This window comes from Craurococcus roseus (assembly GCF_039523795.1).
In the GTDB taxonomy this organism is placed as follows: domain Bacteria; phylum Pseudomonadota; class Alphaproteobacteria; order Acetobacterales; family Acetobacteraceae; genus Craurococcus; species Craurococcus roseus.
Window position 1 is genome coordinate 538,858 of the sequence record NZ_BAAAFZ010000008.1, and the last position, 11,073, is coordinate 549,930.

Sequence of the window (11,073 nt, forward strand, 5' to 3'; positions counted from 1 at the left end):
CGGCCGGCCGCCCATTGCACCGGCCACCGCATTCGTCCGAATCTCGCAATCGGCGGGAGAGCCGCCGCCTCAGCGTTCCGCCCGCCAGCGCAGGAACGGCGCCAACTCCGGCAACCGCCGCGGTTCCGCCGCCGGCCCCGCGATCCGCAGCCCGACCTCCGGCGCTTCCGCGATCGGCCGCGCGGCGATGCGCAGGTCGAGCGCCGCCCCCTCGCGCCCGACGGCGTCCACGGCGCCGGTCGCCGTTGCCACCGCGCCGCTCTCCGTGGAGAAGGAAACGCCCTCCAAGGTCGCGCGCCCGTCCAGGAACCGCGCCGTCCCTTCCAGCCGCTCGAAATCGGTGGCGCCGCCCTCCAGGGCGCGGCGCAGCGCCGCCTCCGCCTCGGCCAGGTCGGGCAGGACCGCGGCGGCCTGCACCGCGCCGAGGTCGTAGCCGGTGAGGATGCCGCCGCGCACGCTGAACGCCAGCGCCCCGCCGAGCGTCGCCAGCATCGCCGCCGGGCCGTGCCCGGAAGCGGCCAGTTCCGCCCGCCCATCCGCCTTCCCCGCCACGAGGTCCAGCGGCACCCCGCCGAACACCGGGCCGGCGATCGCGGCGCCCGCCAGCGCGGCGTCCAGGGCGACCCGCGGCGGCTCCGCCGCGCCCTCGACCGTCAAGCCGCCCCGGAGCGTGCCGCCTCCCAACCGAGCCTGGAAATTGTCCAAACGCAGCGTGCCGGCCGAAAGGTTGACCGCGGCCGAAACGCCCTCCAGCACCGGCAGCCCCGGCGCCTCCACCCGCGCCGCCTCCAGCGCCACCTCCGCGTCGAGCGCCGCCAAGCGCCGCAGTTCGAGCGGCCGGTCGTTGCGCCCCGCGAGCGCGGGCAGCGGCAGGCGTTCCGCCGCCAGCCGGCCGGTGATCCGCGGGCGCGGGCCGTCCAGCGCCACCGTCACGCCGGTCCCGCGCAGTCGCATCTCGCCCGCCACCAGGTCGAAATTCTCGGCGCCTACCGCGCGCGCATCCGCGTTCAGCGAGGACGCGATCAGGGCGAAGGACCCTTGCCCGAACCACGCCTCCGCCGCGCCGCCCAACAGCGGCGCGAGCAGCCGCGGCGCGCCCGGGTGCCGCGCGGTGAGCGTCGCGCCGGACACGCGCGGCCGCTGCGGCGCCGCCACATCCAGCGTGCCGCTCGCCTCCGCGCGGAGGTCGCCCATCTCGCCCTCGGCGCGAAGGGCGAGCGCCTCGGGCGGGCCGCCGCCGGAAAGGCGCAGCGCCACCGGCTGGCCGTCCAACGGCAGCAGCTCCGCCGCCCCGGCCGGGAGCAGCGCCCGGAGCGCCGCGCCATCGGCGCCGTTCAGCTCGACGTTGACGTCCGACAAGCGCGGGGTTTGCCCGAGCGCGGCGTTCCCCGACGCCACCACGTCCACCTCGCCCAGCCGGAAGGCGAGGCGCCGCAGCGCCAGCCGGCCGGCTTCCGTCGCCGCGTCCAGCGCGGCGCGTCCCGCCGCCACACCGCGCCAGGACACCCGCTCGGCCGCGAGCCGCAGGTTCAGGTCCACGCCCGCCGCCGCACGGGCGGCCAGCGCCGGCCATTCGGACGCGTCCGCCGGCAGCAGCCCGTCGAGGTCCAGGCGGTCGAACACCAGCCCGAGGCCCACGGACGGCCGCGGCCCGGACCGCAGCACGCCGGCCCCCGTCACCCGCGCGCCGTCCACGGTGGCGACGAGGTCGGAGAAGGCCGCCTCGCCCTCCTGCAAGGCCAGCCGGAACCGCCCTTCGCCGGAGCGCAGCCGGGCCGGGTCGGTGCCGGCCAGCGGCAGCCCGAGCGCCTCCAGCGTCGAGCGGAGGTCGTTGCCCACGAATTGCAGCGCCGCTTCCAACCGCGCCCCGGCCGTGGCGCCGGCGAGTTCGACCGTCGTCTCTCCCGGCAGCACGGCAGAAACGTCCGAGAGCGTCAGCCGCTCGCCTTGGAGGAAGGCGCCGCCGCGCAGCCGCCGCAGCGGCACCCCAGCCAAGGACGTCGCCTCCGCGGACAGGTCCACGCTCACCGGCACCGTCCGCTCCGCCGCGCCGTCCCGCCCCAGCGCGGCCCGCAGCGCCGCGACCCAGGCGTCGAGGTCCAGCCGGCCGGCGTTGAGCGTGATGTCGAGGCGCGGCGCCGGGTCGAGCCGGAGCGTCACCGCCCCCCGCGCCGGCTGCCCGCCGAGGTCGAGGGAAAGGTCGTCGGCCGCCAACAGGTCGGCCGCGGCGGTGAAGCGGCTGGTCGTCGCCCGGAACGGCACCGCGGGCGCCGGCACCAGCGCGGACAGGTCGGGCCCTGCCGCTTCCAACCGCCCTTCGTACCCGCCGGCGGGCAGCAGCACGCCCCGCGCGGAAAGGGTCGCGCCGCCCACCGCCAAGCCGAGGTCCAGCGGCGCGATGCCGTCGGCGCCCGCGCGGCCGAGCTGGCCGGAGAAGCGCACCGCCTGCCCGCGCCAAGCGAAGCTACCTTCCGCCACCAGCGCTTCGGTGGCGCCGCCGGTGACGAGGCGCGCGTCCACCTTCTCCAGCTCCAACCCGCCGACCAGCACCCGGCAGTCCTCCAGCCGGGCGTCGAGCACGGTGAGCCAGGGCGGGGGCCGGAAGCTCGGCAGCGCGCCGGGCGGCCAGGGCAGACGGATCTCGCCGCCGACCAGCACGATCTCGCGCGGCTCCAGCCGCAGGGCGAGCAGCGCCGCGAGGTCGAGGCGGAGGCGCATGGCGCGGGCGCGCACCGTCACCCCGTCACCGGCGTCGCCCACCGCCACCGCGCCGGCCTCCACCCGCGGGTTGGGCAGCAGCACCAGGGCGATCGGTCCTTCCAGGGCCACCGGCCGCCCGAGCCGCGCCGAGGCGATGTCGGCGAGGCGGCCGCGCCACGCCTCCCAGTCGACGACGCGCGGCGCCGCCCACAGCCCGGCGCCGAGCAGCGCCAGGAGCAGCAAAACCGAAACCGAGAGGCGTCGCGTCAAGGGGCGGCGGTGCCCCAGCCGCCTCCGCCGGGGGTCTCCACCACCAGCGCGTCGCCCGCGGCCAGGTCGGCGGCGCCGGCGTTGCCGGGGATGGGCTCGACCCGCCCGTCCGCGCCGCGCTCCACCCACTGCCGGCCGGGCGCGCCGTCCGCGCCGCCCGCCATGCCGTGCGGCGCCACGTTCCGGCGGGACGCGACCACCACCGCCTGCATCGGGCGGAGGAAGCGGATGCGCCGCCGCGCGCCGTCGCCGCCGCGCCACCGCCCCGCGCCGCCGGAGCCGCGGCGGATGGAGAACTCCTCCAGCCGGACAGGGTAGCGCAGCTCCAGCACCTCCGGGTCGGTCATGCGGGTGTTGGTCATGTGCGTCTGCACCGGCCCCCAGCCGTCGAAGCCCGGCCCGGCGCCGACGCCGCCGCAGACCGTCTCGTAGTACTGGTAGCGGTAGTCGCCGAAGAGGACGTTGTTCATGGTGGCCTGGGCCGAGGCGCAGGCGCCGAGCGCCGCCAGCAGCGCGTTGCACGTCACCTGGCTGACCTCGGTGTTGCCGGCGACCACCGCCGCGCCCGGCCGAGGCGACAGGAAGCTGCCCTCCGGCACCACGATGCGGAGCGGCTTCAGGCAGCCGTCGTTGAGCGGGATGTCCTCGCCCACCAGGGCGCGGAAGCAGTAGAGCACCACGGCCCGGCACACCGCGGCCGGGGCGTTGAAGTTGCCCGGCCGCTGCGGCCCGGTGCCGGTGAAGTCGATGGTGGCGCCCCGCGCCGCCCGGTCCACGCGCACGGAGACGCGCAGTGGCGTGCCGTCGTCCGTGCGGGTCTCGAACGCGCCGTCCTGGAGCCTGTCCAGCACGCGGCGGACGCTCTCCTCGGCGTTGTCCATGACGTGCCGCATGTAGGCGCGCACCGTGTCCAGCCCGTACTCGGCGACCGCGCGGCGCAGCTCCTGCGCGCCCTTCTCGTTCGACGCCACCTGCGCCTTGACGTCGGCGACGTTCACGTCCGGCGAGCGGGCGGGGTAGCGCGCCCCGGCCAGCAGGGCGCGGAACTCGGCCTCGCGGAAGTGGCCGGCTTCGACGAGGAGGAAGTCGTCGATGACCACGCCCTCCTCCTCCAGAGTCCGGCTCCCGGGCGGCGTCGAGCCCGGGGTGAGGCCGCCGATGTCGGCGTGGTGGCCGCGGCTGCCGACGAAGAACAGGATCTCGCGCCCGGCGTCGTCGAACACGGGGGTGATGACGGTCACGTCCGGCAGGTGCGTGCCGCCGTTGTAGGGGTTGTTCAACGCCACCACGTCGCCCGGCTTCAGGGCGGGGCCGCGCGAGCGGATCACCGTCCGCACGCTCTCGCCCATGGCGCCGAGGTGAACCGGGACGTGCGGCGCGTTGGCCACCAGCGCGCCGGTGGCGTCGAAGACCGCGCAGGAGAAGTCCAACCGCTCCTTGATGTTGACGGACAGGCTGGTGTTCCGGAGCACTGCGCCGGCCTGCTCGGCGGCGCTCATGAAAAGGTTGTTGAACAGCTCCAGCATCACCGGGTCGGGCCGCGCGGCGTCGGCCACCCGCGCCGCCTCGCGCGGTTCGGTGCGACGCAGCAGCAGGTGGTTCAGCGCCGTGACCTCCGCGGTCCAGCCCGGCTCGACCACCGTGGTCGCGTTGGCCTCGCGGATCAGCGCCGGGCCGGGGATGCGGTCGTCGCGCCGCAGCGCCTCGCGGTCGAACACCGGCGCCTGGTGCTCCGCTCCCGCGGTCCAGAGGGCCACGGTGTCGATCGGCTCCGGCGGGTCGCCGCCTTCCCGCGCCGGCAGCGCCGCTTCCTCCACCCGCTCGCCGGCCGCCGTGACCTCGGCAACGCAAGCCTCCACCACCACCTCCCGCTCCGGCGTGGCGAAGCCGAAGCGTTGGCGGTGCGCGGCGGTGAAGGCGTCCAGCACCTCCGCGTGCGGCCCGAAGGGCACCGGCAGGAAGGTGTCGGTGCCGGCGTAGCGCAGGTGCAGCCGCCGCTGCGCCGAGACGCGCGCCGGGTCGGCCCCCTGCCCCAGCAGCTCCTCCCGCCCCGCCTCCGCCAGCGCGTCCAGCCTCCCGGCGAGATCGGCCATGCCCCCGGCCGAGAGCGGCGCCTCCACCGCGCCCTCGCGGATCGTGCTCTGGTCCGCGAGGCCCATCCCGTAGGCGGAGAGCACGCCGGCGAAGGGGTGGATGAACACCGTTTCCATGCCCAGCTCGTCCGCGACCAAGCAGGCGTGCTGGCCGCCGGCGCCGCCGAAGCATTGCAGGGCGAAGCGCGTCGCGTCCTGGCCCTTCTGGATGGACACCTGCTTGATGGCGTTCGCCATGTTGGACACGGCCACGCGCAGGAAGCCCTCCGCCACGTGGCGCGGCGTCTGCGGCTGCCCGGTGGCGGCGCCCACCTCCCGCGCCAGGGCGGCGAAGCGCTCGGAAACCACGTCGGCGTCGAGCGGCTGGTCGCCCTCCGGCCCGAAGATCGCCGGGAAGTGCCGCGGCTGCACCTTGCCCAGCATGACGTTGGCGTCGGTGACGGTGAGCGGCCCGCCGTTGCGGTAGCAGGCCGGGCCGGGGTTGGCGCCGGCGCTGCCCGGGCCGACGCGGAACCGCGAGCCGTCGAAGTGCAGGATGGAGCCGCCGCCGGCCGCGACCGTGTTGATGGCCATCATCGGCGCCCGCATCCGCACGCCGGCCACCTGCGTCTCGAAGGCGCGCTCGAAGGCGCCGGCGTAGAGCGCGACGTCCGTGGAGGTGCCGCCCATGTCGAAGCCGATGACGCGGTCGAGCCCCGCCATGGCGGCGGTGCGCGCGGCGCCGACGATGCCGCCGGCCGGGCCGCTCAGGATCGCGTCCTTGCCCTGGAACCGCCCCGCCTCGGCGAGCCCGCCCGAGGACTGCATGAAGAACAGCCGGACGCCGGGCAGCTCCGACGCCACCTGCTCCACGTAGCGGCGCAGGATCGGCGAAAGGTAGGCGTCCACCACCGCCGTGTCGCCGCGCGGCACGATCCGCGGCAGCGGCGACGCCTCGTGCGACAGCGAGACCTGCGGAAAGCCGGCCTCGCGCGCCAGCTCGCCCACGCGCTTCTCGTGCGCCGGGTTGGTCCAGGCGTGCATGAGCGCCACCGCGACCGCGCGGATGCCCAGCCCGTGCGCCTCGGCCAGCGCGGCGCGGGCGGCGCCATCGTCCAAGGGCTCGATCTCGGCGCCGTCCGCGGCCACGCGCCCGCCGATCTCGGCCGCCCGCTCGTGCAGCAGGTCGGGCAGGCGCACGTGGAGATCGAAGAGGCGCGGCCGGGCCTGGTCGCCGATCCGCAGCAGGTCGGCGAAGCCGCGGTTCACCAGCAGCAGCACCCGCTCGCCCCGGCGCTCCAAAAGGGCGTTGGTGGCGACGGTGGTGCCCATCTTGACGGCCTCGACCGCGCCGGGCGGGATCGGCGCGCCGGGCGCGAGGCCCAGGACGGCGCGGATGCCCGCCACCGCCGCGTCCCGGTAGCGGTCCGGGTTCTCGGACAGCAGCTTGGCCGTGAGGAGCCGCCCGGCCGGGTCGCGCGCGACGATGTCGGTGAAGGTGCCGCCGCGGTCTACCCAGAATTGCCACCCATCGCCAGCCATCGCCCCTCGCGCCCCGAAGACCGGTCCGAGAATGCGAGCGGCCACCGTGCGGGGCAACCCGGCACTCGCGCCGCCCGGGGGCCGTGCTAGAGACACGGGCTGAGCAGGAGCGTCGGCGGGCATTGGGCGTGTGGGGCAAGATCCTGGGCGGGATGGCGGGCTTCTTCACCGGCGGGCCGCTCGGCGCCGTGGTGGGCGCCGCGATGGGCCACGCCGCGGACGAGGGCACGATCGGCCGCGCCTTCCGCCCGTCCCCGCACGGCGCGGCGGACTTGGCGGCGATGCTCGGCTCGCGCGAGCAGGTCTTCGCCATCTGCGTGGTGGTGCTCTCGGCCAAGCTGGCCAAGTGCGACGGGCCTGTGAGGCGGGAGGAGATCGACGCCTTCAAGCGCCTGTTCCGCATCCCGCCCGAGAGCCTGCGCGAGGTCGGCCAGCTCTTCGACGAAGCGCGCGACAGCGCCGAGGGCTACGAAAGCTTCGCTCAGCGGCTCGGCCAAGCCTTCGCCGACAACAAGGGCATGCTGGAGGACGTGCTGACGGCGCTGTTCCAGATCGCCCGCGCCGACGGGCCGCTGACCCGCGCCGAGGTGGCCTTCCTGCAAGGGACTCAGGTCCGCTTCGGCCTCGACGCCTTCGCCTGGGAACGGGCGCGGGACGGCCGCCCCGGCGCGTCCTCGGCGGCGGCAGCCGTCGGCCCCGATCCCTACGCCGTGCTCGGCCTGTCGCGCGAGGCTTCGGACGCCGACATCCGCCAAGCGTGGCGCCGCTTGATGCGCGAGAACCACCCGGACAGCCTGGCGGCGCGCGGCGTGCCGCAGGAGTTCGTGAAGCGCGCGACCGAGAAGGTGGCCGGCATCAACGCCGCCTGGGACCGCATCAAACGCGAGCGCGGGCTGTGACGGGCGACTCGGCCGCCCCGCCCGCATGGTGATCCGCGACGCGCCCAGCCCGAACCACGACGAGCGCCCGCCGGGCGGGCCGATCGACACGCTCGTCCTCCACTACACCGGGATGCGCACCGCCGAGGAAGCGCTCGTGCGGCTGCGCGACCCGGCGTCGCGCGTCTCGGCGCACTACGTCGTCGAGGAGGACGGCTTGGTGTGGCGCCTGGTGCCGGAAGGGCGGCGCGCGTGGCACGCGGGCGCGTCCCACTGGCGCGGGCGCGAGTCGCTGAACGGGCGCAGCATCGGCGTCGAGGTCGTGAATCCCGGGCACGAATGGGGCTACCGGCCGTTCCCGGCGCTGCAGATGGCGGCGGTGTGCGACCTCTGCCTGGAGATCATCGCGCGACACGCGATCGCCGCGCGCGACGTGGTCGCGCACAGCGACGTCTCGCCCGACCGCAAGCAGGACCCGGGCGAATTGTTCGATTGGGAAGGCTTGGCCGCGAACGGCGTCGGGCTTTGGCCGTGCGCCGCCGCGACGGGGTGTGTAGCGGCTGACACACCGGGCACGGAAGCGGGTGTGACGGCATTCCTCGCCGCCATCGGCTACCGCACGGACCTCCCGCTGCCGGTCCTGCTCACGGCGTTCCAGCGCCGTTGGCGGCCGGAGCGCGTGGACGGCGCGGCGGACGCTGGCACGTTCCGACGGCTCGCGGAGGTGGCCGCGCTTCACGGCGGCAACGGCGCGGATTCGCGGGGCATTGACGCGGGCGCTCCGGCGCGCACATAGCGCGGTCGCGCCAGGCGGCTGGACGGCCGCTGGCCCCGGTTCGCGCCGGGGCTGGAGGAAAGTCCGGGCTCCACAGGAACCACGGTGCCGGCTAACGGCCGGCGGGGGCGACCCCAGGGAAAGTGCCACAGAAAGCAAACCGCCCGGCCCTGGCCACGTCCGAAAGGACGCGGCCGCACGCGCCGGGCAAGGGTGAAAGGGTGCGGCAAGAGCGCACCGCGCCCCCGGCAACGGGGGCGGCACGGCAAACCCCACCGGGAGCAAGGCCTAATAGGGGCGGCCGGCGGAGCCGGGGGTCGGGACTTCTGTCCCGGCGCCGGTGGACGCGGGGGCGGTCCTGCCCCGCCGCCCGGGTTGGCCGCGAGAGGCGCGCCGCGAGGCGCGTCCCAGAGGAATGGCCGTCCCATCCCCGTTATCCACGGGGTTGGACAGAACCCGGCTTACAGGCCGCCTGGCGCCCCTTTCCCCACAAGCTTTCCACAGGCTTGTCCACCGAGTCGGTTACTCATCGCCCAAAGAACGAAACCGAAGGACCACCCCGCTTGGGGCACCTCACGGCGATGTTCTTGAGCATGGATGAGTTTCCTAACCGCGTCTGCAAGACAAAGCCGTTCGTTACAGATTGTTTGGTTGACGCGGGCGCATTGGCGCTTGCTGGGGGGCGTTAGCCCATGATACACCCTCGCTATCCCGCAAGGGCCCAGAGCAACGCTTCGGGGGGAGCGTCCGGGCCCGAACGGGATGAGGTCGGGCGAGCCGGCGGGGTCGGGGGGCCTCGCCGGCCGCGCCTCCAACCGGGGCGCGGCCGTAGCCGGGCGCAGGGGGAGGCGGGGCCATTTTCTTCGGCGCGGAAGCGGTGGCGTTCGACGCCAAGAAGACGCGGCTCTCCGTGCCGTCGTCCTTCCGCGCCGTCCTCGCGCAATCCGGCGACCAGGACGTGGTGCTCCGCCCTTCCAGCCATTCGCCCTGCATCGACGTCTGGCCGAAGAACACCTTCCAGGCCGAGGTCGAGCGCCGCACCCGCGACATCGATCCGTTCAGCGAAGAATTCGACTCCGTCACCGACGACCTGACGGTCCGCGCCTACGACACCCGCGTGGACGCCGACGGCCGGGTCGTGCTGCCGAAGACCCTGCTCGCCGAGGTGCCGCTGGACGCCAACGCGCTGATCGTCGGCCGCCGCAGCTTCTTCCAGATCTGGTCCGCGCCGGTGTGGGCCGAGCGCCAGGCCGCGGCGGCCGCCGCCAAGAAGGCGGCTCGCGCCTCCGGCGAAGGAGGCGCGGCGTGAGCGGCGGCACCGGCCACCTCCCCGTGATGCTGTCCGAGGTCTTGGAAACCTTGGCTCCGCGCGACGGAGCCGCCTACCTCGACGGCACCTTCGGCGGTGGCGGCTACGCCCGCGCGATCCTGGAAGCCGCCCCCCGTTGCACCCTGTTCGCCATCGACTGCGACCCGGACGCCATCGCCCGCGGCGCCGCCCTGGCCGCGCGCTTTCCGGGCCGACTCCACCTGTTGCAAGGCCGCTTCGGCGACATGCTCTCCCTCTTGGAAGGCGTGGGCGTCGCGGCGCTCGACGGCGTTGTGTTGGATCTGGGGGTGTCGTCGTTCCAGTTGGATGAACCAGAACGAGGTTTTTCGTTCCGATTCAACGGTCCGCTTGACATGCGCATGGGTAAGGTAGGCAATTCCGCTCAAGATATCGTGAACTCGATCCCGGAGTCGGAATTGGCCGACCTGCTCTTCAATCTCGGTGAAGAACGGCACGCGCGGCGGATCGCCCGCGCGATCGTGGCAGCCCGCCGCGAGGGACCCATCACGACAACGGAACAGTTGGCCGGAATCGTCCGCGCTGCCGCCCCTCGCGACCCTTCCGGCCTGGACCGCGCCACCCGCAGTTTCCAGGCGCTCCGCATCGCGGTGAACGACGAGTTGGGCGAGGTCGAGCGCGGCTTGGCCGCCGCCGCGGGCCTGTTGGCGCCGGGCGGCCGGTTGGTGGTGGTGGCCTTCCATTCGCTCGAAGACCGGATTGTGAAACGGTTCATGGCCCGGTCCGCCGGCCGCGGTGCCGGCGCTTCCCGCCACGACCCGGCCTCGCTCGCCCGCCCGCCCGCCGCCGGCGCCGCAACCGCCGCCGCCTTCCGCTTGCTGACGCCACGGGCGCTCCGCCCAGGCGCCCGCGAGGCGGACGCCAACCCGCGTTCGCGGAGCGCTCGGCTCCGAGCCATCGAACGCCTCGCCCCGCAGGACGTCGCCGCATGATACGCCCGCTCACGCTCCTTTCCGTCATCGCGGCCGCTGGCGCGGGGCTGCACGTCTACAACACCAAGCACGCGGTGTTCATGCTGGACCGCGAGTTGCGGACCATCGCGGTCGGCATCCAGGAGGCGGAAACCCGCACCCAGGCGCTGCAAGCGGAATGGGCCTGGGCGACGGAGCAGGAGCGGCTCCGCGCCTTGGCGCAGCGCCACCTCGCCCTTGAGCCGATGCAGCCCGCCCAATTCGTCCGATTCGCGGAAGCCGAGCGCCGCCTGCCACCGCCCGAAGCCCACGGCGGCCCCGTCGCCCTTTTCGCCCCGAACGAGCCATCGGCGGCGGGGAACCGGACGCGGATCGCGCTGTTGTTGCCCGAGCCGGCGGCGCCTGGGCGCGCTTCCCCGGCCGCGCCGCCGCCCGCCGCCCCCGTGCCGACGCTGACCGCCGTGGCCCAGGCCGCGCTGGCCGCCGCGGCGTCCAAGCCCCTGCCGCTCCCCGCGCCGGCCGCGCCGGAAGCGCCGCCGGTGGTGGCCCGCACCGCCGTCGCGCTTCCCCCGTTGCC

General features: G+C 75.0%; 7 protein-coding genes and 1 other RNA gene. 6 read left to right on the forward strand and 2 right to left on the reverse strand.

The features are described from left to right. Positions 1 to 69: 69 nt before the first annotated feature. Together ABD067_RS05515 and ABD067_RS05520 are read right to left on the reverse strand one after the other, a co-directional pair. Complete coding sequence (locus ABD067_RS05515) at positions 70 to 2,970, reverse strand: AsmA family protein (protein WP_343894166.1); 2,901 nt, start codon at positions 2,968 to 2,970, stop codon at positions 70 to 72. Continuing rightward, positions 2,967 to 6,584 carry a hydantoinase B/oxoprolinase family protein gene (locus ABD067_RS05520; RefSeq protein WP_343894167.1) on the reverse strand — a complete coding sequence of 1,206 codons (3,618 nt, stop codon included), beginning with the start codon at positions 6,582 to 6,584 and terminating at the stop codon, positions 2,967 to 2,969. The genes ABD067_RS05515 and ABD067_RS05520 overlap by 4 nt, the downstream gene beginning before the upstream one ends. Positions 6,585 to 6,706: 122 nt before the next feature. Between ABD067_RS05520 and ABD067_RS05525 the strand changes: the two genes are divergently transcribed. The 6 genes from ABD067_RS05525 to ftsL all read left to right on the forward strand — a co-directional run. Further along, positions 6,707 to 7,483: a TerB family tellurite resistance protein gene (locus ABD067_RS05525; protein ID WP_343894168.1), complete on the forward strand. Its 777-nt coding sequence runs from the start codon at positions 6,707 to 6,709 to the stop codon at positions 7,481 to 7,483. A gap of 25 nt (positions 7,484 to 7,508) precedes the next feature. After that, positions 7,509 to 8,258, forward strand: a complete 750-nt coding sequence (locus ABD067_RS05530) for an N-acetylmuramoyl-L-alanine amidase (protein WP_343894170.1) — start codon at positions 7,509 to 7,511, stop codon at positions 8,256 to 8,258. Between the two features lie 10 nt (positions 8,259 to 8,268). After that, positions 8,269 to 8,717: RNase P RNA component class A (rnpB, locus tag ABD067_RS05535), an RNA gene on the forward strand. A gap of 376 nt (positions 8,718 to 9,093) precedes the next feature. Further along, entirely contained in the window at positions 9,094 to 9,546 is a 453-nt protein-coding gene (locus ABD067_RS05540) for a division/cell wall cluster transcriptional repressor MraZ (RefSeq protein ID WP_343894190.1), read from the forward strand. Continuing rightward, positions 9,543 to 10,517: a 16S rRNA (cytosine(1402)-N(4))-methyltransferase RsmH gene (gene rsmH, locus ABD067_RS05545; protein WP_343894171.1), complete on the forward strand. Its 975-nt coding sequence runs from the start codon at positions 9,543 to 9,545 to the stop codon at positions 10,515 to 10,517. The genes ABD067_RS05540 and rsmH overlap by 4 nt, the downstream gene beginning before the upstream one ends. Continuing rightward, positions 10,514 to 11,073: cell division protein FtsL (gene ftsL, locus ABD067_RS05550; RefSeq protein ID WP_456305235.1), on the forward strand; the 560-nt coding region annotated here is incomplete at its 3' end. The genes rsmH and ftsL, both read left to right, overlap by 4 nt.

Coding starts and splice junctions, on each gene's coding strand:
- ABD067_RS05530 (WP_343894170.1), top strand. CDS start 7,509: ATGGTGATCCGCGACGCGCCCAGCCCGAACCACGACGAGCGCCCGCCG.
- ABD067_RS05520 (WP_343894167.1), bottom strand. CDS start 6,584: ATGGCTGGCGATGGGTGGCAATTCTGGGTAGACCGCGGCGGCACCTTC.